This is a genomic window from Streptomyces iranensis (genome assembly GCF_017874715.1).
Lineage (GTDB): Bacteria > Actinomycetota > Actinomycetes > Streptomycetales > Streptomycetaceae > Streptomyces > Streptomyces iranensis.
Window position 1 is genome coordinate 136,801 of sequence record NZ_JAGGLR010000005.1, and the last position, 26,591, is coordinate 163,391.

22 protein-coding genes are annotated in these 26,591 nt (G+C 72.4%); 17 read left to right on the forward strand and 5 right to left on the reverse strand.

Translation table 11 applies throughout. The features are described 5' to 3' along the window. Positions 1-21: 21 nt before the first annotated feature. From J2Z30_RS10800 to J2Z30_RS10805, 3 genes are all read right to left on the reverse strand, one after another. Complete coding sequence (locus J2Z30_RS10800) at positions 22-1,020, reverse strand: 2-dehydropantoate 2-reductase (RefSeq protein ID WP_044568940.1); 999 nt, start codon at positions 1,018-1,020, stop codon at positions 22-24. Between the two features lie 154 nt (positions 1,021-1,174). Then, positions 1,175-1,297 carry an MFS transporter small subunit gene (locus tag J2Z30_RS50845; RefSeq protein WP_268981280.1) on the reverse strand — a complete coding sequence of 41 codons (123 nt, stop codon included), beginning with the start codon at positions 1,295-1,297 and terminating at the stop codon, positions 1,175-1,177. Then, positions 1,294-2,682: an L-lactate MFS transporter gene (locus tag J2Z30_RS10805; RefSeq protein WP_044568939.1), complete on the reverse strand. Its 1,389-nt coding sequence runs from the start codon at positions 2,680-2,682 to the stop codon at positions 1,294-1,296. Before J2Z30_RS10805 ends, J2Z30_RS50845 begins: the two co-directional genes overlap by 4 nt. Positions 2,683-2,840: 158 nt before the next feature. On the opposite strand from J2Z30_RS10805, the gene J2Z30_RS10810 reads away from it, so the two are divergent. Then, positions 2,841-3,518, forward strand: a complete 678-nt coding sequence (locus J2Z30_RS10810; protein ID WP_044568938.1) for a GntR family transcriptional regulator — start codon at positions 2,841-2,843, stop codon at positions 3,516-3,518. 49 nt (positions 3,519-3,567) lie between these two features. Here the strand turns inward: J2Z30_RS10810 and J2Z30_RS10815 are convergent, their stop codons facing one another. Further along, the gene (locus J2Z30_RS10815; RefSeq protein WP_044568937.1) at positions 3,568-3,849 is read right to left on the reverse strand and encodes a ribosomal protein L7/L12; all 282 of its coding nucleotides are present in this window, start codon (positions 3,847-3,849) and stop codon (positions 3,568-3,570) included. Positions 3,850-4,071: 222 nt separating this feature from the next. Between J2Z30_RS10815 and J2Z30_RS10820 the strand changes: the two genes are divergently transcribed. The 16 genes from J2Z30_RS10820 (at position 4,072) to J2Z30_RS10895 (ending at position 25,142) form a co-directional block, all read left to right on the forward strand. Continuing rightward, positions 4,072-5,253, forward strand: a complete 1,182-nt coding sequence (locus tag J2Z30_RS10820) for an ROK family transcriptional regulator (RefSeq protein ID WP_044568935.1) — start codon at positions 4,072-4,074, stop codon at positions 5,251-5,253. Between the two features lie 381 nt (positions 5,254-5,634). Continuing rightward, positions 5,635-7,164, forward strand: coding sequence for a sugar ABC transporter ATP-binding protein (locus J2Z30_RS10825; RefSeq protein WP_044568933.1), 1,530 nt, complete (start codon positions 5,635-5,637; stop codon positions 7,162-7,164). Between the two features lie 71 nt (positions 7,165-7,235). Continuing rightward, positions 7,236-8,237, forward strand: a complete 1,002-nt coding sequence (locus J2Z30_RS10830; protein ID WP_044581214.1) for an ABC transporter permease — start codon at positions 7,236-7,238, stop codon at positions 8,235-8,237. Beyond that, positions 8,234-9,292: a substrate-binding domain-containing protein gene (locus J2Z30_RS10835; RefSeq protein ID WP_044568932.1), complete on the forward strand. Its 1,059-nt coding sequence runs from the start codon at positions 8,234-8,236 to the stop codon at positions 9,290-9,292. Before J2Z30_RS10830 ends, J2Z30_RS10835 begins: the two co-directional genes overlap by 4 nt. A 60-nt stretch (positions 9,293-9,352) precedes the next feature. Further along, entirely contained in the window at positions 9,353-10,543 is a 1,191-nt protein-coding gene (locus J2Z30_RS10840) for a Gfo/Idh/MocA family protein (protein ID WP_044568931.1), read from the forward strand. A 13-nt stretch (positions 10,544-10,556) separates the two neighbouring features. Further along, positions 10,557-11,564 (forward strand): sugar phosphate isomerase/epimerase family protein, encoded by a 1,008-nt coding sequence (locus J2Z30_RS10845; RefSeq protein ID WP_044568930.1) that lies wholly within the window; start codon positions 10,557-10,559, stop codon positions 11,562-11,564. A gap of 337 nt (positions 11,565-11,901) precedes the next feature. Continuing rightward, entirely contained in the window at positions 11,902-14,355 is a 2,454-nt protein-coding gene (locus J2Z30_RS10850) for a carbohydrate-binding protein (RefSeq protein ID WP_044568929.1), read from the forward strand. 92 nt (positions 14,356-14,447) lie between these two features. Next, positions 14,448-15,977: a ThuA domain-containing protein gene (locus J2Z30_RS10855; protein WP_245387853.1), complete on the forward strand. Its 1,530-nt coding sequence runs from the start codon at positions 14,448-14,450 to the stop codon at positions 15,975-15,977. Positions 15,978-16,261: 284 nt separating this feature from the next. Beyond that, a complete protein-coding gene (locus tag J2Z30_RS10860; protein ID WP_372453260.1) occupies positions 16,262-17,467 on the forward strand; it encodes an inositol-3-phosphate synthase in 1,206 nt (401 codons plus the stop codon). After that, on the forward strand, positions 17,464-18,765 hold the full coding sequence (locus J2Z30_RS10865) for an SCO3242 family prenyltransferase (protein WP_044568927.1): 1,302 nt from the start codon (positions 17,464-17,466) through the stop codon (positions 18,763-18,765). The genes J2Z30_RS10860 and J2Z30_RS10865 overlap by 4 nt, the downstream gene beginning before the upstream one ends. After that, positions 18,762-19,664, forward strand: coding sequence for a sugar phosphate isomerase/epimerase family protein (locus J2Z30_RS10870; protein WP_044568926.1), 903 nt, complete (start codon positions 18,762-18,764; stop codon positions 19,662-19,664). The genes J2Z30_RS10865 and J2Z30_RS10870 overlap by 4 nt, the downstream gene beginning before the upstream one ends. A gap of 209 nt (positions 19,665-19,873) precedes the next feature. Continuing rightward, positions 19,874-20,590 carry an EboA domain-containing protein gene (locus J2Z30_RS10875; RefSeq protein ID WP_078957278.1) on the forward strand — a complete coding sequence of 239 codons (717 nt, stop codon included), beginning with the start codon at positions 19,874-19,876 and terminating at the stop codon, positions 20,588-20,590. Further along, positions 20,590-21,474, forward strand: a complete 885-nt coding sequence (locus J2Z30_RS10880) for a TatD family hydrolase (RefSeq protein ID WP_044568925.1) — start codon at positions 20,590-20,592, stop codon at positions 21,472-21,474. The genes J2Z30_RS10875 and J2Z30_RS10880 overlap by 1 nt, the downstream gene beginning before the upstream one ends. Positions 21,475-21,484: 10 nt before the next feature. Further along, a complete protein-coding gene (eboE, locus tag J2Z30_RS10885; protein WP_044568924.1) occupies positions 21,485-22,663 on the forward strand; it encodes a metabolite traffic protein EboE in 1,179 nt (392 codons plus the stop codon). After that, entirely contained in the window at positions 22,660-24,099 is a 1,440-nt protein-coding gene (locus tag J2Z30_RS10890) for an alkaline phosphatase family protein (RefSeq protein ID WP_044568923.1), read from the forward strand. Before eboE ends, J2Z30_RS10890 begins: the two co-directional genes overlap by 4 nt. Beyond that, positions 24,096-25,142, forward strand: a complete 1,047-nt coding sequence (locus J2Z30_RS10895; protein ID WP_044568922.1) for a sugar phosphate isomerase/epimerase family protein — start codon at positions 24,096-24,098, stop codon at positions 25,140-25,142. Before J2Z30_RS10890 ends, J2Z30_RS10895 begins: the two co-directional genes overlap by 4 nt. A gap of 22 nt (positions 25,143-25,164) precedes the next feature. On the opposite strand, the gene J2Z30_RS10900 is transcribed toward J2Z30_RS10895, so the two are convergent. Continuing rightward, positions 25,165-26,556 (reverse strand): OFA family MFS transporter, encoded by a 1,392-nt coding sequence (locus tag J2Z30_RS10900; RefSeq protein WP_044568921.1) that lies wholly within the window; start codon positions 26,554-26,556, stop codon positions 25,165-25,167. Positions 26,557-26,591: the final 35 nt, after the last annotated feature.

Sequence of the window (26,591 nt, forward strand, 5' to 3'; positions counted from 1 at the left end):
CTCCTTACGGCGGTCACGCCGTCATGCGGCGTCCGGAAGGCCGGCGCCGGTGCTGGTCGCCGAGAGCAGATCGGCGAGGGCGTGCACGGCGCGCAGGGTGGGTACGGGGGTGTCGGTGAGACCGGCGAGTTCGACGACGGCGGCGAGCAGTACGTCGAGTTCGAGTGGCTTGCCCTTCTCCAGGTCCTGGAGAGTCGAGGTCTTGTGGTCGCCGACGCGCTCGGCGCCGGTCAGCCGCCGCTCGATGGAGATGGCGGGGTGGCAGCCGACGGCGGCGGCGACGGCGAGCGTCTCCCGCATCATCGCCTCGACGAGCGCGCGGGTGTCGGAGTGGCGGCAGATCTGGCCCATGGTGGCGCGGGCGAGCGCGCTGATCGGGTTGAAGGAGATGTTGCCGAGCAGCTTGATCCAGATGTCCTTGCGCAGATCGCGCTCGACAGGGCATTTGAGCCCGCCCGCGCACATCGCCTCGCTGAACTCGAGACAGCGCCGGGAGACGCTGCCGTCGGGCTCGCCGATGGAGAAGCGGGTGCCCTCCAAGTGGCGTACGACGCCGGGCGCTTCGATCTCGGTGGCCACGTAGACGACACAGCCGATCGCGCGTCTTCGGGGGAGCGTGGCCGAGACCGCGCCGCCCGGGTCGATGGATTCGATCCGGTGGCCGGCCAACGGGCCGTCGAGCCCGTGGAAATACCACCAGGGGATTCCGTTCTGGGCCGCGATGACGGCCGTACGGTCATGGAGCAGGGGGTGTACGAGCGGCCCGCACGCCGCGTACGAGGTGGCCTTCAGGCCCAGGAAGACGTAATCGACCGGGCCGATGTCGGCCGGATCGTCGGTGGCGGCCGGATGCGCGGTGAAGTCCAGGTCCGGACGGGGGCTGCGCACCACCACGCCGCCGGTCCGCAGCGCCGCCAGATGCGGGCCACGGGCGAGCAGATGGACCTCGGCGCCCGCGCGGTGCAGTGCGGCTCCGACGAAGGCGCCGATCGCACCGGCACCGACTACTGCGACTTTCATGGTGGGACTCTCCGTTCGGTTGAGGGGACCGAGCGTGTGAGTATCGTCGACTGAATATTGAATACAGTATGCCCGAGAAGAGGGTCAAGGAGTCGGACGACACCTCAACCCCCTTCGGTATCCCGGTGATGGGGCTTCGGACGGTGGAGCGAGCTCAGCCGGTGAAGAGCTGGGTGGCCTTCTGGACGAGTTCGTAGACCCCGTACCCGAAGGGCAGCACCACCCAGGCCCAGACGGCCACGGTCAGCGCGGTGCGGTTCCTGGTGGGCTCGGTCATCGGTCCCCTCCCTTCTCGGCGGGGGCCGCCTCGGACTCGGCCGCCGCGGGGGCCGGTTCGTGGAAGCGCGGATGGACCGGCCGTATCAGCTCGTTGGCGATGAAGCCGACGACCAGCAGCGCGATCATGATGGTGAGCGAGAGCGAGTACAGCCCGGGGCCGCTCTTCCCCGCCTCCTCCTGGTGGTCGGCCACCTTGTTGACGATGTAGGGGCCGAGGACCCCGGCCACCGACCAGGCGGTGAGCAGCCGCCCGTGGATCGCGCCCACCTGATAGGTGCCGAACAGGTCCTTCAGATACGCCGGAACGGTCGAGAAGCCGCCGCCGTAGAAGGAGAGGATCACCAGTGCGCACACCACGAACAGGGGCTTGGAGGAGTCCCCGAGCTGCGAGATGGCCAGATACATCAGCGCGCCCACGCCCAGGTAGACCCGGTACATGTTCTTGCGTCCGATGAGGTCGGAGGTGGACGACCACAGCAGCCGCCCGGCCATGTTGGCCGCCGACAGCAGGGCGACGAATCCGGCCGCCGCGGTGGCGGTCACGGGGGTGTCGGTGTCCTTGAAATAGTCGCCGATCATGGGCGCGGCCTTCTCCAGGATGCCGATGCCCGCCGTCACGTTCATGCACAGCACCACCCACAGGAACCAGAACTGCGGGGTGCGGATGGCGTTGCGCGCGGAGACGTCGGCCGTGCTGATCATGTGCCCTTGTTCCTGCGGCGGTTCCCAGCCGGCGGGCCGCCAGCCCTCGGGCGGTACGCGCACCAGCAGCACGCCGAGCGCCATGAACACCGCGTAGGTCACGCCATGGACCAGGAAGGTGGCGGCGATGCCGCCGTTGTCGGTGCCGAAGTGCTCCAGCAGCTTGCTGGACCAGGGCGAGGCGATGAGCGCCCCGCCGCCGAAGCCCATGATGGCGATGCCGGTGGCCATGCCGGGCCGGTCGGGGAACCACTTCATCAGCGTGGAGACGGGGGAGATGTAGCCGATGCCAAGACCGATCCCGCCGATGAAGCCGTAGCCGAGGACCACCAGCCAGTACTGGCTGGTGGCGGCACCGAGCGCGGCGACGAGGAAGCCGGAGGAGAAGCAGACGAGGGAGACGAACATCGCCCAGCGCGGGCCGTTGCGCTCCACGAGCGTGCCGCCGAAGGCGGCGGACAGGCCGAGCATCACGATGCCCAGCTGGAAGGGGAGCGCGCTGGCCGTGCCCGAGAGGTCCAGCGAGGACTCCAGGGGCGGCTTGAACACGCTCCACGCGTAAGCCTGGCCGATGGAGAGATGGACGGCCAGGGCGGCGGGCGGCACCAGCCAGCGGCTCCAGCCCGGCGGGGCCAGGGTGCGCGAGCGGCTGAGCGGGCCGAGACGATCATTGGTGAGCATGTGCCCGGACTTTAAGGATTCAACGAGTCAATGACCAGACGTCAAGGCACCTGGGATGTGTCGGCGCCATGGACAGGTTGGGTAAACTGTAGACAATAACCAATTCACGCATCCGGTGAATCCGGACATCCGGTGAACAGTGAGCCAGAGGGGGCGCGATGCTGTCCAGGGGACTGCCGCACGGCGCGGTGCCGAAGCTGGAGCGGCCCGGACCACTCCGCGAGCGCGTCTACGAGGCGCTGCTCGAACTCATCACCACCCGCGCCCTCCGCCCCGGCCAGCACCTCGTGGAGAGCGAACTCGCGGGCCAGCTCGGGGTCTCCCGCCAGCCGGTGCGCGAGGCCCTCCAGCGGCTCAACACCGAGGGCTGGGTCGATCTGCGGCCCGCCCAGGGCGCGTTCGTCCACGAGCCCACCGAGGAGGAGGCCGATCAGCTCCTTACGGTGCGCACGCTCCTCGAGGCCGAGGCCGCCCGGCTGGCCGCCGCCGGGGCCGACGAGGCCGGTGTCGACGCCCTGGAGGGCCTGTGCGCGAAGGGCGAGCGCGCGGTCCTGGACGACGACGTGGACGGCGCAGTCGCGGCCAACGCCGAATTCCACGCCAAGGTGATGGAACTGGCCGGAAACGCGGTCCTGTCCGAGCTGGCCGCCCAGGTGGACCGCAGGGTCCGCTGGTACTACACCCCGGTCGCCCGCCAGCGCGGCAAGCAGTCCTGGATCGAGCACCGCGAGCTGATCGCGGCCATCACCGCGGGCGACGAACGCCGCGCCACGGCCGTCATGCGCGCCCACACCGAACACACCCGCCGTACCTACCACGACCGCGAGCGTCCCTGACCCGATCCGCCGGTCCGCGCCCGGCGGCCCGCGCCCGGCGGTGCGACCCTCAGGCGACCTCCATGCGCTCGACCGCGTCCTTGGCCTCCTTCAGGCCGGCGTCGGTGAGCTGCCGGTAGACCTTGATGGCCTCGATCTTCTTGCCCTGCCGCACCAGGGCCAGCACCCGCTCGAGGCCGGGCTCGGCCACCTGGATGTCCAGGTGGCCGAGGATCAGATCCAGCTTGCGCTCGATGCGGTCCGCCCTGCGCTGGACCTTCTGAATCCTCGACTCCAACAGCGAATACAGCAGGATGAGAGCCATGATCATGATGTACGCCGCTATCTCCATGAGCGGTGATCGTAGTGGCCGAACCCTTTCGCCGAGCATGGGCTCCTGAGGGGGCGCCTTCGCGTGCTGTCGCGAAAGCGACGTGGCTTTGTCCTGAGACAGGAGAAAGTCGAAGCCAATTGCGGCGCAAGTTCTTCCCACTCCCGACAACCGCTGCTACGTTCCCCGTGAAAGCCCGGCCACGTGGATGCCGATGACGGCGGGAGGGGCAGCGTGAGGCGCATGACGGCACGACCGGCGAACGCGCATCAGGCGCGATTGCTTCGCCTGCTGCGCGACGGCGGCCCCAACTCCCGTGCTCAGCTGGGCGATCAGATCGACCTGTCACGTTCGAAGCTGGCCGTGGAGATCGACCGGCTGCTGGAGACCGGGCTGGTGGCCGCGGACGGGCTGGCGGCCTCGCGGGGTGGCCGGCGTTCGCACAACATCCGGCTCGCACCCGGGCTGCGGCTGCTCGGCGTGGACATCGGCGCCACCTCCGTGGACGTTGCCGTGACCAATGCCGAACTGGAGATTCTCGGCCACCTCAACCAGCCCATGGATGTGCGCGAAGGGCCCGTCGCGGTCTTCGAGCAGGTGCTGGACATGGCCGCGAAGCTCCGGGCGTCCGGGGTGGCCGAGGGGTTCGACGGGGCGGGCATCGGAGTGCCCGGCCCGGTGCGGTTCCCCGAGGGCGTGCCCGTGGCGCCGCCGATCATGCCGGGATGGGACGGCTTCCCCGTACGGGAGGCGCTCAGCCAGGAGCTCGGCTGCCCGGTCATGGTCGACAACGATGTGAACCTCATGGCGATGGGGGAGCAGCACGCGGGAGTCGCCCGTTCCGTCAAGGACTTCCTCTGCGTGAAGATCGGCACCGGTATCGGCTGCGGGATCGTGGTCGGCGGTGAGGTCTACCGCGGCACGACGGGCAGCGCGGGCGACATCGGCCACATCCAGGCCGAACCCGACGGCCGCCCCTGCGCCTGCGGCAACCACGGCTGTCTGGAGGCGTACTTCGGCGGCGCGGCGCTGGCCCGTGACGCCGAGGAGGCCGCCCGCGACGGCCGGTCCGCCGAACTCGCCGCCCGGCTGGAGGATGTGGGCAGCCTCGCCGCCACCGATGTCGCCGCGGCGGCCTCGGCGGGGGACGCGACCGCGCTCGACCTCATCAGGGACGGCGGCACCCGTACGGGCCAGGTCATCGCCGGGCTCGTCAGCTTCTTCAACCCCGGTCTGGTGGTCATCGGCGGCGGTGTCACCGGGCTCGGCCATACGCTGCTCGCCGCCATACGGACCCAGGTCTACCGCCAGTCCCTGCCGCTGGCCACCGGCAACCTCCCCATCGTGCTGGGCGAACTCGGCCCGGCCGCCGGGGTCACCGGAGCGGCCCGCCTGATCAGCGACCACCTCTTCTCACCGGCATGACCGCCTGATGGCCATGACCGCATGACCGCATGACCGCATGACCGCCTGACCCCGCGCCCGGCCCCGGCGGGGCCGTACCTCGGCACAGCGCAGCAGCAGCACGGCATCCGCACCGCACCGCACCGCACCTCGGCGTACGCCACGTCGAGGCACGAGCCGCACCACCGAGCCGCACTACCGGCACCACCGAGCCGCACCACCCGGCACCCCACTCCCACCGGGGCCGCGCCGCTACCCCGTCGCGCCCTGCCGCCCCACCACGGCACCACCACATCACCGCCCCGCCGCGCACCCGCACGCCCAGCGCCCCGCACACCCAGCGACCCGCACCGCATACGAGCGACCGCACCGCATCGAGCGACCCCGCCGAGGAGGCCCGCCATGGCACCGGCACCACCCGACCCGCGCCCACTCCTCACCATGTCCGCGATCACCAAGTCCTTCCCCGGCGTACGGGCCCTGGACGGCGTCGACCTCGATGTCGAAGCGGGCGAGGTGCACTGTCTGCTCGGCCAGAACGGCGCGGGCAAGTCCACCCTGATCAAGGTGGTCGCCGGGGTGCATCAGCCCGACAGCGGCGAGATCCTCTGGCGCGGCGAACCGGTCACCCTCAAGTCGCCCATCGCCGCCATGCGCCTCGGGATCGCCACCATCTACCAGGAACTCGACCTGGTGGAGGGGCTGTCCGTGGCCGAGAACGTCTTCCTCGGCCATGAGGTGGCCACCGGCGGTTTCGTCCGCTCCCGCGCGGCCCGCACCGCCACCGCCGCCCTCCTCACCCGGCTCGGGCACCCCGAGATCGACCCGGGGCGGCTGGTGGGGGACCTCTCCGCGGCCGGGCAGCAGATCGTCTCGATGGCCCGCGCGCTCTCCCACGACGTCCAGCTGATCGTGATGGACGAGCCGTCCGCGGCCCTCGACCCCGACGAGGTGGACAACCTCTTCCGTATCGTCGGCGATCTCACCGCCGCCGGGGTCGCCGTCGTGTACATCTCGCACCGGCTGGAGGAGATCCGCCGGATCGGCGACCGCGTCACCGTGCTCAAGGACGGCCGCGCCGCGGCCCGCGGGCTGCCCGCGCGTACCACCCCGACCCGCGAGATCGTGGCGCTGATGACGGGCAGGGACGTGGAGTACGCGTTCCCGCGCCGCACCACGGCGCCTCCGGTCGCCACCGCGACGCCCGTGCTGCGGCTGGAGAACCTCGGCCGGGCGGGGGAGTTCGAGCCGATCGACCTCGAGGTGGCGCCCGGCGAGATCGTCGGGCTGGCCGGGCTCGTCGGCTCCGGGCGGTCCGAGATCCTGGAGACCGTCTACGGGGCCCGCCGCCCCACCTCGGGCCGGGTCCTGGTGGACGGCCGCCCGCTGCGCCCCGGAAGCGTGACCGCCGCCGTGCGCGCCGGGCTCGGCCTGGCCCCCGAGGAGCGCAAGGCGCAGGCGCTGCTGATGCTGGAGTCCGTCACCCGCAATGTCTCGGTCTCCTCGCTGACCCGCTTCTCCCGCGCCGGGTGGGTGGACCGCGGCGCGGAGCGGGCGGCGGCCCGCCGCTGCGTCCGCGATCTGTCGCTGCACCCCGACGACCCGGAGCGGCCGGTGCGCACCCTGTCCGGCGGCAACCAGCAGAAGGCCGTACTGGCCCGCTGGCTGCTGCGCGGCTGCCGGGTGCTGCTGCTGGACGAGCCGACGCGCGGGGTGGACGTCGGCGCCCGCGCCGAGCTGTACGCCGTGATCCGCCGACTCGCCGACGACGGCATGGCCGTCCTCCTCGTCTCCAGCGAACTGCCCGAAGTCCTGGGCCTCGCCGACCGGGTGCTGGTGCTCCGCGAGGGCCGCGTCGTCCATACGGCGCCCGCGCGGGAGTTGGACGAGCACCGCGTCCTCGATCTCGTCATGGAAGGGAGCCCGTCGTGAATTCACCCGGGAGCAGGCCGGCGTCCCCGCCTCCGGCCGACCCCGCCCCGGTACCGGGCGCGGGCGCCACGCTGACGGCAGGTCCGGTCGGCAAACCGCCGGCCGGCCGCACCGGCACCGATCCCCTGAGCAGGCTGCGGCGCCTCGCCGACCTGCGCAACCTCTCCCTCGTCGGGGTGCTGGCGGTGCTGATCGCCGTCGGTGGCTTCACCAAGCCCGATGAGTTCCTCAGCACCGACAACCTCCAGCTCGTGCTCACCCAGGCGTCCGTCATCGGCGTCGTCACCGTCGGCGTGACCTTCGTCATCACCAGCGGCGGCATCGATCTGTCGGTCGGCGCGATCGTCGCCCTGGCCTCGGTGTGGGCGACCACGGTGGCCACCCAGGACTACGGGCTCGGCGGCATCCTGCTGTGCGCGGTCCTGGTGGGGCTCGGCTGCGGACTGGTCAACGGGGTGCTCATCGCGTACGGCGGGATGGTCCCGTTCATCGCCACGCTCGCGATGCTCGCCTCCGGCCGCGGTCTCGCCCTGCACATCAGCGACGGCAAGACCCAGGTCGTCACCGTCAACCCCGTCCTGGACCTCGGGCTCCCGGACTCCTACGTCCTCGGCACACCGCCGCTGGTGATCATCTTCGCCGCCGTCACCGTCGTGGGCTGGCTGGTGCTCAACCGCACCACGTTCGGCCGGCGCACGGTCGCCATCGGCGGCAACGCGGAGGCGGCCCGGCTCGCGGGCATCGACGTCCGGCGGCAGCGGCTGATGCTGTATCTGCTCTCCGGGCTGTGCTGCGGAGTCGCCGCCTTCATGCTGGTCGTCCTCACCGGCTCCGGCCAGAACACCAACGGCAACCTCTACGAACTCGACGCCATCGCCGCCGCGATCATCGGCGGCACGCTGCTCAGCGGCGGCCGCGGCACCATCACCGGCTCCGTCCTCGGCGTCCTCATCTTCACCACCATCACCAATCTGTTCGCCCTGAACAACCTTCAGAGCGATGTCCAGCAGATCGCCAAGGGCGCGATCATCGTCGCCGCCGTCCTGGTACAGAAGGGTCGTTCGACGCCATGAGGTATGCCAAGAGCTCCTCCGCCGCCACCAGTCGCAGAAACCTCCTCCTGGGCACCGCCGCGGCGGGCGCGATGTTCGCCGCCGGGTGCACCAGCAACGAGAACAACGACGACGGCGACAACGCCAAGCAGGCCGCGAACACGGCCAATGACAAGCCCGGTAAGGCGGTCACCATCGGCTTCGCCGGGCCCCAGGCCGACCACGGCTGGCTCAACGCCATCAACGAGCAGGCCAAGCGGCGCGCCAAGGAGTACAAGGACGTCACCCTGGAGGCCACCGAGGGCTCCAACGACACCGCTCAGCAGATCGGCCAGATCGAGACCCTCATCAACAAGAAGGTCGACGTCCTGGTCATCCTGCCCGCCGACGGCAAGGCGCTGACCCAGGTGGGGCTCAAGGCCATGCGGGCGGGCATCCCGGTGGTCAACCTCGACCGGATCTTCGCCTCCCCGCAGGCGTACCGCTGCTGGATCGGCGGCGACAACTACGGCATGGGCCTCAACGCCGGGCGCTACATCGGCGAGCAGCTCAAGGGCAAGAAGAACGCCAAGGTCATCGAGTTGGCGGGGATCGACAACCTGGAGCTGACCCGGCAGCGTACCGAGGGCTTCAACGACGCCCTGAAGAACTACCCCAACATCAAGAAGGTCGGCCGCCAGGCCGCGGAGTTCACGGTCGAGTCGGGCCAGGCGAAGATGGCCCAGCTGCTGCAGGCCCACTCCGACTTCGACGCCCTGTGGAACCACGACGACGACCAGGGCGTCGGCGCCGAGCGCGCCATCAAGCAGGCGGGGCGCGATGACTTCCTCATGGTCGGCGGCGCGGGCGCAAAGCACGCCATGGACGCCATCAAGGCCGGCAACAGCGTGCTGAAGGCCACCGTGCTCTACCCGCCCACCATGGCCGCCTCCGCCATCGACCTCGCCCGCGCACTGGGGCAGGGCAAGGGCGTCGGCGGGCTCGCGGAGCTGGAGATCCCGGCTTCTCTCACCCTCTACTCCGCCGTCGTCACCAAGGACAACGTGGACGAGTACCTCCCCACGGGATTCAGCTGAGCCCGATTGAGGGCCAGACCCCCCACCTCGCGTCGGTTTGCGATCGTCAGAAGGAGTCCCATGGAAAATCCTGAAGCGAAGACACTCGGCGTCGGCATGGTCGGCTACGCCTTCATGGGCGCCGCCCACTCCCAGGGCTGGCGCACCGTCGGCCGTGTCTTCGACCTCCCCGCCCGCCCCGCGATGTCCGCCGTCTGCGGGCGCGACGCGGATGCCGTACGGGCGGCCGCGGACCGGCACGGCTGGGCCGCCGCCGAGACCGACTGGCGGGCGCTGATCGCCCGGGACGATGTGCAGGTGGTCGACGTCTGCACCCCAGGCGACAGCCATGCCGAGATCGCCATCGCGGCCCTGGAGGCGGGCAAGCACGTGCTGTGCGAGAAGCCGCTCGCCAACTCCGTGGCCGAGGCCGAGGCCATGGTGCAGGCGGCCCGGCGGGCCCGGGAGCGCGGCCAGGTGGCGATGGTGGGCTTCAACTACCGCCGCGCGCCCGCGATCGCGTACGCCCGCCGGATGGTGGCGGACGGGCGGATCGGCGTGCTGCGGCACGTCCGGGTCACCTATCTGCAGGACTGGATCGTCGACCCGGAGTTCCCCCTGGTGTGGCGGCTGCGGCGGGAGTACGCGGGCTCCGGCGCCCTCGGCGACCTGGGCTCGCACATCGTCGACCTGGCGCAGCATCTGGCGGGGGAGCGGCTGATCGGCGTCTCGGCGCTCACCGAGACGTTCATCCGGGAGCGGCCGCTGCCCGCCGGCGCGGTGGCCGGGCTCGGCGGCGCCGGGGCGGGCGGGGCGGCGCGCGGACCGGTGACGGTCGATGACGCGGCGCTGTTCACCGGGCGGTTCGGCTCCGGTGCGGTGGCCTCGTTCGAGGCCAGCCGGTTCGCCGCGGGCCGTAAGAACTCGCTCAGGATCGAGCTCAACGGCGATCGCGGCTCGCTCGCCTTCGATCTTGAACGCCTCAATGAGCTGTCCTTCCACGACCACACCGAGCCCGCCGTCGACTCCGGCTTCCGCCGGATCCTGGTGACCGAGCCCGAGCACCCCTACCTCGAGGGGTGGTGGCCGCCGGGCCACGCCCTCGGCTATGAGCACACCTTCGTCCACCAGGCGCGGGACATGGTGTTCGCGATCGCCGACGGAACCGGCCCCGAGCCGTCCTTCGAGGACGGGCTGCAGGTGCAGCGGGTGCTGGCCGCCGTGGAGGAGAGCGCGGAGAAGAACTGCGTCTACACCCCCGTACCCGTCTGAGGAGGAGGCCGGAATGCCCAGACCCTTCACGCTCTTCACCGGCCAGTGGGCCGACCTTCCCCTGGAGGAGGTCTGCCGGCTGGCCCGTGACTTCGGCTACGACGGCCTGGAACTCGCCTGCTGGGGCGACCACTTCGAGGTGGACCGGGCACTCGGCGAGTCCGGCTATCTGGACGGGCGGCGCGAGCTGCTGGAGAAGTACGGCCTCAAGTGCTGGGCCATCTCCAACCATCTGGTCGGCCAGGCCGTGTGCGACTCGCCCATCGACGAGCGCCACAAGGCCATCCTGCCCGCCCGGATCTGGGGCGACGGCGACGCGGAGGGCGTACGGCGGCGGGCCGCCGCCGAGATGGCCGACACGGCACGCGCCGCGGCCGCCTTCGGGGTGCGCACCGTCATCGGCTTCACCGGCTCCTCCATCTGGCATCTGGTGGCGATGTTCCCGCCGGTGGTGCCGGGGATGATCGAGCGGGGCTACGAGGACTTCGCCGAGCGCTGGAACCCGGTCCTCGACGTCTTCGACGCCGAGGGCGTGCGCTTCGCCCACGAGGTGCACCCCAGCGAGATCGCCTACGACTACTGGACCACCCACCAGGCCCTGGAGGCCGTCGGCCACCGCCCCGCCTTCGGGCTCAACTTCGACCCCAGCCACTTCGTCTGGCAGGACCTGGACCCGGTCGGCTTCCTGTGGGACTTCCGGGACCGGATCTACCACGTGGACTGCAAGGAGGCCCGGAAACGGCTGGACGGCCGCAACGGCCGCCTCGGCTCCCATCTGCCCTGGGGCGACCCCCGCCGCGGCTGGGACTTCGTCTCCGCGGGCCATGGCGATGTGCCGTGGGAGGACGTGTTCCGGATGCTGCGCTCGATCGGATACGACGGTCCGGTGTCGGTCGAGTGGGAGGACGCCGGGATGGACCGGCTCACCGGCGCCCCGGAGGCGCTGGCCCGGCTGAAGCACTTCGACTTCGACCCGCCGACGGCGTCGTTCGACGCGGCCTTCGGCGGCGCGGACAAGTAGCCCGGCTCCGGCCGGGATCAGGTCCGGCTCCGGCCGGGATCGGGTCCAGCCAAGCTCCGGCCCGGCCGGGCATCGAGGACCCGCCCGGAGGGCCCCTGGGTGGGGGACCGCACACCGCGCCCCCACCCAGCTTTGTCCTGCCCGTGGATGAAGCAACAGCTGTTTTGCGTCAAAGGGGTTTCCGTACCGGACAAACCCCGCTACGGTCCTTGAGATGTACCGGTCACATAGGGGCCCCTCGCCCCGGACCGGTCATCCCGGCGCGACGGCGCGCGCCTGTGCCAGTCACGGCGGCCTGACGGCCCGCCCGTACCCCCTCTTTCCACGGAGGATCAGCGTGCACAGGAAAAGGCTTCGACTGCGCGGGCCCCTCGCGCTCGTCACGAGCGCACTGCTCGTCGGCGCGGGGCTCGCGTTCACCGCTCCCCAGGCGGGCGCGGATCAAGCGGATCAACCCGCCCCGGCCGCCGAGCAGTTCCAGCAGGTCACCCTCGCCAAGGGCGTGGAGGAGACCGGCGAGCCCATGACGCTCGCCGTGCTCCCCGACCGCTCCGTGCTGCACACCTCGCGCGACGGCACCCTGTGGCTGACCGACGCCACGGGCGAGACCAAGGTGTCCGGCAGGCTGCCCGTCTACTCGCACGACGAAGAAGGGCTCCAGGGCGTCGGCATCGACCCCGGCTTCGCCGACAACCGCGCCATCTACCTCTACTACGCGCCCCCGCTCGACACCCCCGCCGGTGACGCCCCCACCCAGGGCACGGCCGCCGACTTCGCCAAGTTCGACGGCGTCAACCGACTCTCCCGGTTCACCCTCGACGCCGACGGCACCCTGAACACCGGCAGCGAGAAGAAGGTGCTGGACGTCCCCGCGTCCCGCGGGATCTGCTGCCACGTCGGCGGGGACATCGACTTCGACGCCGACGGCAACCTGTACCTGTCCACCGGCGACGACAGCAACCCGTTCGAGTCCGACGGCTTCACCCCCATCGACGAGCGGGACAACCGCAACCCGGCCTTCGACGCCCGGCGCTCCGCGGGCAACTCCAACGACCTGCGCGGCAAGGTGCTCCGGATCAAGGTGGCCGACGACGGCTCGTACACCGTCCCGGACGGCAACCTCTTCGCGCCCGGCACCGAGAAGACCCGGCCCGAGATCTACGCGATGGGCTTCCGCAACCCGTTCCGGATCAGCGTCGACAAGCCGACCGGCACGGTCTACGTCGGCGACTACGGACCTGACGCCGGTGCCGCCAACCCCGAGCGCGGACCGGGTGGCGCGGTCGAGTTCGCCCGGGTGACCAAGGCCGGCAACTACGGCTGGCCGTACTGCATCGCCGACAACAAGCCGTACCGCGACTACGACTTCGCCACCGGCACCTCCGGCCCGGCCTTCGACTGCGCCGCGCCCGAGAACACCTCGCGGTACAACACCGGGCTCACCGATCTGCCGCCCGCCCAGCCCGCCTGGATCCCGTACGACAACGACTCCGTGCCCGAGTTCGGCTCCGGCTCCGAGTCCCCGATGGCCGGGCCTGTATACCGCTATGACGCCTCGCTCGACTCCCCGGTGAAGTTCCCCGAGTCCTACAACGGGAACTTCTTCGCGGGGGAGTTCGGCCGCCAGTGGATCAAGCGGATCGAGCAGGGCGCCGACGGGGCCGTGCAGAAGATCAACGACTTCCCGTGGTCCGGCACCCAAGTCATGGACTCGGCCTTCGGCCCGGACGGCGCGCTGTACGTCCTCGACTACGGTCTCGGCTACTTCAACGGCGACGAGCACTCCGCGCTCTACCGGATCGAGAACGCCACCGGCGGCCACTCGCCCATCGCCGAGGCGAGCGCCGACCGCACCTCCGGCACAGCGCCCATGAAGGTCGCCTTCTCCTCGGCGGGCACCTCGGACGCCGACGGCGACACCCTCGCCTACGACTGGGACTTCGGCGACGGCACGACCTCCGCCGCCACCAACCCCACCCACACGTACAAGAAGAACGGCACCTTCACCGCGACCCTCACCGTCAAGGACCCCACCGGCCGCACCGCCAGCGCCAATGTGCACCTCACGGTGGGCAACACCGCGCCCAAGGTGACGCTGCAACTGCCCGCCGACGGCCAGCTGTTCAGCTTCGGCGACGAGGTCCCGTTCAAGGTCGAGGTGACCGACCCGGAGGACGGGACCGTCGACTGCGCCAAGGTCAAGGTCACCTACATCCTCGGCCATGACAGCCACGGCCACCCCGTCACCACGGCGAACGGCTGCTCCGGCACCATCAAGACCAACGCGGACGGGGAGCACGACCCCAACGCCAACATCTTCGGGGTCTTCGACGCCGAGTACACCGACGGCGGCGGGGGCGGCCAGCCGCCGCTGACCACCCACGACCAGTCCATCGTCCAGCCCAAGCACCGGCAGGCCGAGCACTACGACGACAGCCAGGGCGTCTCGGTGATCTCCCACACCCCGGCCAACGGCGGCAAGACGGTCGGCAACATCGAGAACGGCGACTGGATCTCCTTCACCCCGTATGTGCTGGGCAACGCCAAGGACTTCACCGCACGGGTCTCCTCGGCGGGCGCCGGCGGCACGCTGGAGATCCACAGCGGCTCCCCGACCGGACGGCTGCTCGGCACCGTCACCGTGCCGGTGACCGGCGACTGGGAGACCTTCCAGGACGTCAAGACGACGCTGACGAAACCCCCGGGCGGCAGTACCACGCTGTCCCTCGTCTTCAAGGGCGGTGCGGGAGCGCTCTTCGACGTGGACGACTTCACGATCGGCACCGGCTGACGAGCGAGGCGCTGACGCGCTGAAGCGCTGACGACCGGGGCCGGGGGCGGCCGCGCGGCCGCCCCCGGCCCGGAGGAAGGAGCACGACGGTTATGCACCCGCACTCTTCTCCGCACTCCAGACCCGACTCCGGCTCGGGGGCCCCTTCCGGGCGCGGGCTCGGGACCGCCTTCGGGCGGGTCGCCGGGACCGGATCCGAGGGCCGCCCCGGGCCCGGACCCGCATCCGGACCCGCATCCGGGCGGCGCTCCGGATCCCGGCGTGGGGCACGCCTCGCCGCCGTCGGGGCCACGCTGCTGCTCGCCCTGACGGCCCTGCCCGCCGCCGCGTCCGGGGCCGCCGCGTCCGGCGCCGCCGACGACCGGGTCCTGGTCTTCTCCAAGACGGCCGGGTTCCGCCATGACTCGATCCCCGACGGCATCGCCGCCATCGAGGAACTCGGCGCGCAGAGCGGCTTCGCCGTCGACGCCACCGAGGACGGCGCCGCCTTCACCCCCGACAACCTCGCCCGCTACGACGCCGTCGTCTTCCTCTCCACGACCGGCGACGTCCTCGACACCGCCCAGCAGTCCGCGTTCGAGGGCTATGTGCGGGCGGGCGGCGGCTACGTCGGCGTCCACGCGGCCGCCGACACCGAATACGACTGGCCCTTCTACGAGGGCCTGGCCGGGGCGTACTTCCAGTCCCACCCCGCGATCCAGCGGGCCACCGTGGAGGTCGAGGATCGGGCCAATCCCGCGACCGCGCATCTGGCGCCGACGTGGGAGCGGACTGATGAGTGGTACAACTACCGCACCAACCCGAGGGAGCGGGTGCGGGTCCTCGCCACGCTCGACGAATCCTCGTACCAGGGCGGTGCGATGGGTGAGGACCACCCCATCTCGTGGTGCCAGGAGTACCGGGGCGGCCGCGCCTTCTACACCGGCTTCGGCCACACCAAGGAGTCCTACGCCGACCCCGCCTTCCGGCAGCACCTGCTCGGCGGCATCCGCTACGCCACCGGCGCCGCCCACGCCGACTGCCGCCCCGAGCAGGGCTACCGCCCGCTCTTCGACGGCTCCTCGACGGACGGCTGGAAGCAGGCGGGCCCCGGGAGCTTCACCCTCGACACCGCGTCCGGGACCCTCACCTCGACGGGCGGCATGGGGATGCTCTGGTACGAGGGGCGCGAGCTGGGCTCGTACTCGCTCAAGCTGGACTGGAAGATGGCGGGCGACGACAACTCCGGCGTCTTCGTCGGCTTCCCGGCCTCCGACGACCCCTGGTCGGCGGTCGACAACGGCTACGAGGTGCAGATCGACGCCACGGACACCCCCGATCACACCACCGGCTCGGTCTACGGCTTCCAGTCCGCGGACCTCGCCAAGCGGGACGCGGCGCTGAACCCGCCGGGGGAGTGGAACACGTACGAGATCCGGGTGCAGGGCGAGCGGCTGCGGATCTGGCTCAACGGCGTGAAGATCAACGACTTCACCAACCAGGACCCGGCGCGCAGCCTGTTGCAGGGCTACGTCGGCATCCAGAACCACGGGGAGGGGGACGAGGTCTCCTTCCGCGACATCCGCGTCAAGGACCTGCCGGCGAAGGGCGGCGGCCACCACCAGCACCACCACGACGGCTAGGCACCCCCGGTCCGCCGTCCCGACGGCCCGAGGGGAGCCGTGGGGACGGCGTGGCGGCGGGCAGGAGTACGCCGCCTCCTTCCCGCCGCCACCCCCTGTCCGGCGCCGGCACCCCTGTCCAGCGCCGCCACCCCCTGTCCGGCGCCGGCACCCTGACGGCCCCGGGTCACCCACCCGGCGGCTCCGGCCGCCCCGCCCCGGCCCCGACTCCCGGGCGCGGGGCGGCCTCGGCCACGCTCGCTCGACCACACCACCCCTACGCCACGACCGAACCGGCGCCGCCCATGCGGATCCGCGGAGCCCCGAACCATCTGCGCAACCCACGCCCAGCCCCCGGGAGGCAGCCAGTGACCACCCGTCCCGACGACATCACCCCACTCCGCGACGCACCCCGTACGGGGGTCTGGCTCATCGGCGCTCGCGGTTCCGTCGCCACCACCGCCGTGGCGGGCTGTGCCGCCGTCGCCGGGGGGCTGCAGCCGGCGACCGGAATGGTCACCGAGACCGCGGCGTTCGCGGACAGCGGCCTGCCCGCGCTCGCCGACCTCGTCTTCGGCGGCCATGACACCGCCGCCACCCCGCTGCCCAAGCGGGCCGAGGCGCTGGCCGCCGACGGGGTGCTGCCGCATGGACTGCCCGCCGCCGTGCGCGGCGAACTCGCCGCCGCCGACGCGGCCGTCCGTCCGGGCGGGCCACAGCCCGGCGACGGCCGTGGCGAGGAGGAGCTGATCGCGGCCTTCGCGGCCGACCTCACCGAGTTCCTCCGTACGCACGAGCTCGCCCGCGCCGTCGTCGTCAACGTCGCCTCCACCGAAGCGGCCCCGGAGGACGCCGGGGCGCTGCCGCCCAGCTCCCTCTACGCGGCCGCCGCGCTGCGCGCCGGATGCTCGTACGTCAACTTCACGCCCTCCACCGGGCTCCACCACCCCCGTGTGCGCGAGCGGGCCGAGCGCTCCGGGCTGCCGTACGCGGGGCGCGACGGCAAGACCGGGCAGACGCTGCTGCGGTCCGTCCTCGCGCCGATGTTCGCCCAGCGGGCGCTGGCCGTACGGAGCTGGTCCGGTACGAATCTCCTCGGCGGCGGCGACGGCGCCGCCCTCGCCGACCCGGGCGCCGCGGCGGCCAAGAACGCGGGGAAGGCACGGGTCCTCTCCGACACCCTCGGCGAACTCCCCGACGGCGAGCTGCACATCGACAACGTGCCCGCGCTCGGCGACTGGAAGACCGCCTGGGACCACGTCTCCTTCGAGGGCTTCCTCGGCTCGCGGATGGTTCTGCAGACCATCTGGCAGGGCTGCGACTCGGCCCTCGCCGCACCGCTCGTCCTCGATCTGGCCCGGCTGACCGCCCGCGCCCATGAGGCCGGCCTCACCGGGCCGCTCCCCGAACTCGGCTTCTACTTCAAGGACCCGGACGGCGGCCCGGCCGCCCTCGCCGACCAGTACGCGGCGCTCATCGGCTTCGCCGGACGGCTGCGGGGCCGGTCGTGACGGGCGAGGCGGGGGAACGGGGCCCCTTCGGGACGTGGGGCGACTGGGCCGAACTCCTCAGGGTCTCGGCCCTGTTCACCGTGGTCGGCGACGCCCTGGCGGGCGCGGCCGCCGCCCGGCGCGGCCCCAACCGGGGCACGGCGCTCGCGGTCTGCACCTCGCTGTGCCTGTACGAGGCGGGCATGGCGCTCAACGACTGGGCGGACCGCGACATCGACGCCGTGGAGCGCCCCGGCCGCCCGCTGCCGTCGGGCCGTATCGCCCCGGCCGCGGCGCTGACCGCCGCGACCGGGCTGACCGGCGCCGGGCTGCTGTGCGCGGCCGCGGCGGGCCGCCCGGCCCTCGCCACGGCGACGGCCCTGGCGAGCACGGTGTGGGCGTACGACCTGGGGCTGAAGAACACCCCCGCGGGCCCGCCCACCATGGCCGCCGCCCGCGCGCTGGACCTCCTCCTCGGCGCCACGGCCTCCGCCGGTCACATACGACCGGCCCTCCGCCCGGCCGCCCTCCTGGGCGCCCACACCCTCGCGGTGACCATGGTCTCCCGCCGCGAGGCGGTCGGCGGCTCCTCGGTGGCGCCCCTCGGCGCCCTCGCAACGGGTGCGGCGATCGCCTGGGCCACCGCCAGGCGCCCGGCCCCCGCTTCGGGGCACGGCCCTGGGGTGGGCCACGGCGCGCCGGTCGCGATGGTGAACGGGGCCACCAGCGGCGCTCCGGTGGGTGGGGTGACCGCCGGTGGTGCCATCGCGGCCCTCGCCGGGGGGCTCTCGCGCACGGGGTCACGCCGTGATGGTCCGGCGAGGCGGCTCGTCGCTACGGTCGTGGCGGGCCGACGCGCGGCGGTCGCGGCGGCCACCGGGCGTGGCGGTCTGCCGGGCGGGCCGCGTGTCGGGGTGGGGTTGCGCCTGACCGTCGCCTCGGGCGGCGCGGCGGCCGAGCGTACGCGTCCGGTCGGCCGCATTGCCACCGCGGCCGGGGCCGCCCTCGCGGGCGGCCGTGCCGGGGACGCCTTGCCCCGGAGCGTCCCCTCGCGCGGCGCGGCGGTCAGCCGCTTCGCGGCCGTCGCGGGGGTCGCCCTCGCGGGCGGGTACGTGGCCACGATCGCCCGGCCGTTGGCGCATGCCGCGCTCAACCCGTCCCCGTACCTCCTCCAGCGTGCCGTCGGCAGCGGCATCCGCGCGATGATCCCGCTTCAGGCCGTGCTCGCCTCCCGCGCCGGGGCGCACCGTACGGCCGCGGGGTTGCTCGCGCTCATGCCCGTCGCCCGACGGCTGTCGAGAAAGGTCAGCGCGACATGAGCCGCACCGGCGACCCCGGCCGCCCCACCCCGGAACCCCTCCGCTTCGCCTACGGCACCAACGGTCTGACCGACCTCCGCCTGAGCGACGCCCTCGCACTCCTCGCCGACCTCGGCTACGACGGCGTCTCGCTGACCCTCGACCATATGCACCTCGACCCGCTCGCCCCGGACCTCACGGCCCGCACCCGCCGCGTCGCCCGCGACCTCGAGCGGCTCGGCCTGGGTGTCGCGATCGAGACCGGCGCCCGGTACGTGCTCGACGCCCGGCGCAAACACCACCCCACCCTGCTCGATCCGGACCCCGATGCCCGTGGCGCCCGGGTCGATCTGCTGCTGCGGGCCGTGCGGGTGGCGGGGGACCTCGGGGCTCCGGCCGTGCACTGCTTCAGCGGGGTGCTGCCGCCCGGTGAGTCCGGGGAGACGGCGTGGCGGCGGCTGGCGGACGCCCTCGGGCCGGTGGTCGTGGGCGCCGCGGCGGTGGGCGTCTCCCTCGCGATCGAGCCGGAGCCGGGGCATCTCCTCGCCGATCTCGCCGGTTTCCACCGGCTGCGCACGGCGCTCGGCGATCCGCCCGCCCTCGGCCTCACCCTCGACATCGGCCACTGCCAGTGCCTGGAACCCGACCCGCCCGCCGAGTGCGTCCGCGCGGCGGCGCCCTGGGTGCGGCATGTGCAGATCGAGGACATGCGGCGCGGGGTGCACGAGCATCTGCCGTTCGGCGAGGGGGAGATCGACTTCCCGCCGGTCCTGGAGGCGCTGCGCGCGGCGGGGTACCGGGGTCTCGTCGGCGTCGAACTGCCCCGCCACTCCCACGCCGGTCCCGAACTGGCCCGCGCCTCCCTGCGGTTCCTCAAGGACGCCGAACGGGCCGCGAGCGAGGGAGGCGTCCGATGCTGACCGTGACCGAGCTCCGCGCCGCCGTGGAGCGGCGCCTGGACCAGGCGGGCCGCGCCTGGCTGGACAGCACCCTGACCGACGCGGCGAAAGCCGGACCGCGCCCGGACGCTCCCGGCCCCGCCCGCTGGGAACTGGACTTCGCCTCCGCGGGCCGCCACGCTCGCTCCGCGTCCCCCGCCACCGTCACCGACCGTCCTGCTCCCGATAGCCTGGTTGCCGCCGACCGTCCTGCCCCCGACGGACCCGCCTCCATCGGGCGGCCCGCGGCCGATAGCCCCGCTGCCGCCGCTGCTGGGCCCGCTCCTGCCGACGGGCCCAGCGCGGCCGGTCCCCGCGCCCCCGGCGGCCCTTACGTCCGGGGCCACCCGGTCGCACAGGTCGCCCCAGCCGAGGGGTTCGCCGCCGACGACCTCACCGCCCACGACCTCCCCGACGCCGCCCGCATCCTCATCCTGCACGCCGCGCGCGCGGACGCGCCCACCGTCGTGAGGCTGTACGCGCACGGCACGGGCGCCGAGCGCCGGGCCGTTCTGCGGGCGCTTCCGCATCTCGGGCTCTCCGCCGGGCCCGACGCCGTGCCGCTCGTCGAGGACGCCCTGCGGACCAACGACACCCGGCTCGTGGCCGCCGCCGTCGGGCCGTACGCCGCCCGGCACCTCTCGCCGCACAGCTGGCGGCAGGCCGTGCTCAAGTGCCTGTTCACGGGCGTGCCCCTCACCGCCGTCGCCGACTGGGAGCGGCGGGCGCACGGGGACGGCGAGCTGGGCCGCATGCTCGGCGACTACGCCCGTGAGCGCACCGCCGCCGGGCGTCCCGTGCCCGGCGATCTCGACCGCGTACTGGCCGTCACCCAAGCCCTGCCCGACGCGTCCGGTGCGCCCCACGCGCCCTGCGCGCCCCGCGCCCTGACCCGCGAGGAGTCCTGATGCGCATCTTCGATCCCCACATCCATATGACCTCCCGCACCACCGACGACTACGAGGCCATGTACGCCGCGGGGGTGCGCGCCCTCGTCGAGCCGTCCTTCTGGCTCGGGCAGCCCCGCACCTCGCCCGCCAGCTTCTACGACTACTTCGACTCCCTCCTCGGCTGGGAGCCCTTCCGGGCCGCCCAGCACGGGATCGCCCACCACTGCACCCTCGCGCTCAACCCCAAGGAGGCCAACGACCCGCGCTGCACCCCCGTCCTGGACGAGCTGCCGCGCTATCTCGTCAAGGACGGCGTCGTGGCCGTGGGCGAGATCGGCTACGACTCGATGACCCCCGCCGAGGACACCGCCCTCGCCGCCCAGCTGCAGCTCGCCGCCGACCACGGGCTGCCCGCCCTCGTCCACACCCCGCACCGCGACAAGCTGGCCGGGCTGCGCCGCACCCTCGATGTCGTCGGCGAGTCCGCGCTGCCCCCGGACCGGGTCCTGGTGGACCACCTCAACGAGACCACCGTCAAGGAGGCCAAGGACAGCGGCTGCTGGCTGGGCTTCTCGGTCTACCCCGACACCAAGATGGACGAGGAGCGGATGGTCGCGATCCTGCGCGCGTACGGGCCCGAGAAGGTCCTGGTCAACTCCGCCGCCGACTGGGGGAGGAGCGACCCGCTCAAGACCCGCAAGGTCGGCGACCTGATGCGCGCCGAAGGGTTCACCGAGGACGACGTCGACCTGGTGCTGTGGCGCAACCCGGTGGCGTTCTACGGGCTCAGCGGCCGGCTGGACCTGGACATCGATGTCGAGGACACCGAGGCCGCCGCCACCCACGAGGGCAACTCCATCCTGCGCGGCGGCGCCCCGGCCGCCGCGCCGACGGAACGGTGAGGAGGACCCCATGCGCTTCCGCCACCCCGACGGCTCCACCGTCCACCTCGCCTACTGCACCAACGTCCACCCCGCCGAAAACCTCGACGGCGTCGTGGAGCAGCTCCGGCTGCACTGCGAACCGGTCCGCCGCCGCCTCGGCCGCGACCGGCTCGGCATCGGCCTGTGGCTGGCCCGCGACGCCGCCCGCACCCTGAGCGCCGACCCGGCCGAACTGCGCAGGCTGCGCACCGCGCTGGACACCCGAGGCCTGGAGGTGGTCACCCTCAACGGCTTCCCGTACGAGGGATTCGGCGCCCAGGAGGTCAAGTACCGCGTCTACAAGCCCGACTGGACCGACCCGGAGCGGCTGGAGCACACCACCCATCTGGCCCGGCTGCTGGCCGCGCTGCTCCCCGACGACATCACCGACGGCTCCGTCTCCACCCTGCCGCTCGCGTGGCGCGCCCCCTTCGACGCCGACGCCGCCCGCGCCGCCCGCCGCCACCTCACCACCCTCGCCCAGCGGCTCGACGCCATCCAGGAGCTCACCGGCCGGTCGGTCCGCATCGGCCTGGAGCCCGAGCCCGGCTGCACCGTGGAGACCACCGCGCAGGCCATCGAGGCGCTCACCGCGCCCGGCGGCCCGCCTCTGGACCGCATCGGCGTCTGCCTGGACACCTGCCACCTGGCGACGCAGTTCGAGGATCCGCACACGGCCACAGGCGCGCTCACCGCCGCCGGGGTCCCGGTGGTCAAGGCGCAACTGTCCGCCGCGCTGCACGCCGAGAACCCGGAGCGGCCCGCCGTACGGGAGGCCCTCGCGGCCTTCGCCGAGCCCCGCTTCCTTCACCAGACCCGCACCCGGGCCCCCGGGGGCGGCGTCACCGGGACCGACGACCTCGACCAGGCGCTCGCCGGCGGGCTGGCGGACAGCGCGCCCTGGCGGTCCCACTTCCACGTCCCGCTGCACGCCCCGCCCGAGCCCCCGCTGACCTCCACCCTCCCGGTGCTCGCCGACGCCCTGGCCCGTCTCGTCGGCGGGCCCGCCCCGCTGACCCGCCACCTCGAAGTGGAGACCTACACCTGGCAGGCGCTCCCGCCCGAGCTGCGCCCCCGCACCCGCGACCGGCTCGCCGACGGCATCGCCGCCGAACTCGCCCTCGCCCGCGGCCTGCTGACCGACCTCGGCCTCAAGGAGCTGCCATGAGCGACCCGAGCCACCGGACCGACAGGAGCGCCGGGACCGGCCCCACCCCCCTCCTCGTGCTCGACGTGGTCGGGCTCACCCCCCGGCTGCTGGACCATATGCCCCGCCTCAAGGCCCTCGCCCGCTCCGGCTCCCGCGCCGCGCTGGGCACGGTGCTGCCCGCCGTCACCTGCGCCGCCCAGTCGACGTTCCTGACCGGCACCACCCCCGCCGAGCACGGCATCGTCGGCAACGGCTGGTACTTCCGCGAGATGGGCGAGGTGCTGCTGTGGCGGCAGCACAACGGGCTGGTCGGCGGCGACAAGCTGTGGGACGCCGCCCGCCGCGCCCACCCGGGCTACACCGTGGCCAACATCTGCTGGTGGTACGCGATGGGCTCGGACACCGACATCACCGTCACCCCGCGCCCCGTCTACTACGCCGACGGCCGCAAGGAGCCGGACTGCTACACCCGGCCGCCCGCCCTGCACGACGAACTCACCGCGAAGCTCGGCACCTTCCCCCTCTTCCACTTCTGGGGGCCGGGCGCCGATCTGGTCTCCTCGCAGTGGATCATCGACGCCACCCGCCACATCCTGCGCACCAGCCCCACCGACCTGGTGCTGACCTACCTTCCGCATCTGGACTACGACCTCCAGCGGTACGGCCCCGACGACCCCCGCGCCCACTCCGCCGCCGCCGAGCTCGACACCGCCCTCGGCCCGCTGCTCGACGACGCCACCGCCCGCGGCCGTACCGTCGTGGCGCTGTCCGAGTACGGGATCACCCGGGTCTCCCGGCCGGTGGACATCAACCGGGCGCTGCGCCGCGCCGGGCTGCTGGAGGTGCACACCCAGGACGGCATGGAGTACCTCGACCCCGGCGCCTCCCGCGCCTTCGCGGTCGCCGACCACCAGCTCGCCCATGTGTATGTGCGCCGCGCGGAGGACCTGGACGCCACCCGCGCCGCCCTGGCCGGACTGCCCGGCATCGCCGAACTCCTCGACGACGAGGGCAAGAAGGCCCACGGCCTGGACCATCCCCGCTCCGGGGAGCTGGTCGCGGTGGCCGCGCCGGACGCGTGGTTCACGTACTACTACTGGCTCGACGACGCCCGCGCCCCCGACTTCGCCCAGCTGGTGGAGATCCACCGCAAGCCCGGCTACGACCCGGCCGAGCTGTTCATGGACCCCAAGGACCCCTATGTGCGGGTGCGGGCCGCCACCGCGCTGGCCCGCAAGAAGACGGGGATGCGGTACCGCATGGCCGTCGTCCCGCTCGATCCGTCCCCGGTGCGCGGCAGCCACGGCCGCCTCCCGGAACGCGAGGAGGACGGACCCGTCCTCCTCTGCTCCCGGCCCGGCGCGGTGCGCGGCCAAGTGGCCGCCACCGACGTCAAGAACCTGCTCCTCCACCTCGCCGGCCTCACGAACGCAACCGAAGGAGACACCCCGTGAAGAGGGCCCAGGACAACCCCGAACTCGCCGAGACCCTCCGCCGCCGCAGATTCCTCGGCGTCGCCGCGGGCGCCACGGCCGCCGGTCTGCTCGGCACCGGCACCGCCGCGGCCGCCCAGACGGGCGGCACCGCCGCCGCATCGGCCCAGAGCGGCCGGGGCGGCCCGCTGGTGCCCCGCGGCCACCTCGGCATCCAGCTCTACACCCTCCGCGACCAGGTGCAGTCCATCGGCTTCGCCCGCGTCTTCGAGGAACTGGCCCGGTACGGCTACGACCAGGTGGAGTTCGCCGGCTACACCCAGGGCACGGGCGACATCACCCTCAAGCAGCTCAAGCGGCTGATGCGGGACAACGGGCTGCGCGGTATCGGCAGCCACGTCGGCTACTACTCCGACGACCCGAAGGCGTACAGCTTCGCCACCAACCTCACCCAGGTGCTGGACGACGCCGAGGCGCTCGGCCTGCCGCATGTGGGCACCGCCTCCGGGCCCTGGCGCTACGGCTCCACGGTCGACGGCTGGAAGCGCTGCGCGGAGGAGTTCAACGCCTACGGAGCGGCGGCCAAGGCGCGCGGGATGAAGTTCTACCAGCACAACCACGCCGAGGAGTTCTCCTTCGCCACCGACCGGCCGGACGTCCGCCTCTACGACGTGCTGCTCGCCGAGACCGACCCCGAGCTGGTCCACCTGGAGATGGACATCTACTGGGCGTATGTGGCCCAGTACCGCTTCGGAAGCAAGGCCGACGGCTCCCCGGCGCCCTTCGAGCCGCTGACCTACGTCCTGCGGGCCCCGCACCGCTATCCGCTCTTCCACGTGAAGGACGGGGAGCACGACGAAACCGTCCCCGACGGCTACCGGATGGTGGACGTCGGGGACGGTGACATCGACTACCGCCGCTTCCTGAGCGCGGTCGGCAGGACCCACGGCGGGCGGCGTGACCACCACTGGCTGGTGGAGCACGACCAGCCCGCCGATTCGCTCACCACCGCCCGCCGCTCCGCCCGCTATCTGCGGTCGTTGCGCTGCGGCGGACGGGGCTGAGCGAGGGTTCCTCGCGGGTGGGCTAGACGGCCTCGCGGCTGATCGGCTGCGGGTTCGGGGCGATGTCCCGGACCCGCGGCCGGCCGGGCTGCCGCAGCAGCAGGGCCACCGCGGCCGCCACCATGGAGATGCCTCCGGCCAGCGCGTACGCGCCGTCGTAGCCCCAGTCGTCGACCACCATCGAGCCGAGGCCGCCGCCGAACAGCCCGCTGACCAGCTTTCCGCTGTACACCAGGCCGTAGTTGGTGGCGTTGTAGTTCTCCCCGAAGTAGTCCGGGGTCAGCGCCGCGAACATCGGGTAGAAGGCGCCGCCGCCGAACCCGGAGAGGAAGGCGAAGAAGAGGAACAGCACCTCGTTGTGGATGTTGCCGGCCCAGATCACCCCGAACTGGGCGAGGCCCAGCACCACGATGACGAACACCAGCGTCGTCTTCCGCCCCCACAGGTCCGAGAGCCAGCCGACCACACCGCGTCCGACACCGTTGACGACGGACATGATGCCCATGGACGAGGCCGCCACCAGCGGGCCGAAGCCCACCTCCTTGGCGTAGTCCACCTGGAAGGAGATCCCGAAGATGGACACTCCCGCGGTGAGCACCAGGGACACCCACATCAGCGGCAGCATCCCGGTCCTGATGGCCTCCTTGGGCGTGTACTGCCGCACCGCCGGCGGGTTCTTCGCCAGGCTCGCCGCGCTCTTGGCGTTGCCGGCGTAGCTCAGCGGGTCGATGTCGGCGGGCCACCAGTTCTTCGGCGGGTCCTTGAAGAACCAGGCGCAGACCCCCACGACGATCAGCACATAGACCCCGATGAGGTCCAGGATCTCGTCGAAGTTCCCGGTGTCGAACCAGTAGTTGAAGATGAAGATGAACGGCAGCGCGCCGTAGGCGAACCCTCCGTTGACGAACCCCGTCTTCGCCCCGCGCCGCTCCGGGAACCACTTGCCCACCATGTTGATGCAGGTGGCGTAGACGAACCCGGAGCCGAGCCCGCCGACGACGCCGAAGCCGAGGATCGCTCCGAAGACGTTGTCGACGTGGGAGAGGGCCAGGAAGCCGATCAGGCACAGCCCCGCTCCCAGGAACATCGCCTTGCGGGCGGTCAGGATCCCCTTCTCCCGCAGCCATCCGGCCGGGAAGGCGATACCCGCCTGGAAGAACACCCAGATGCTCAGGATCCAGAAGGTGTTGCTCTGGGTCCAGCCGTGCGCCTCCGAGAGCGTGTCCTCCGCCGAGCCGTACGCGTACTCGGACACGCTGATGGCCATCATCGCGATCCACGGCAGATAGACCATCAGCTTCCGGCTGTGGCCCAGGATGTCGCGGTCGGTCTCGCCGATGCGATACGTACGTCCCTTGCTGTCCTGCACTTCCCGGAAGGGGAGGGCCCCTTCCGGCTGTTCTGCTGTGCTCATGTCGTCCCCTTGGCTTCGAAGGAACCCGGCCAGCG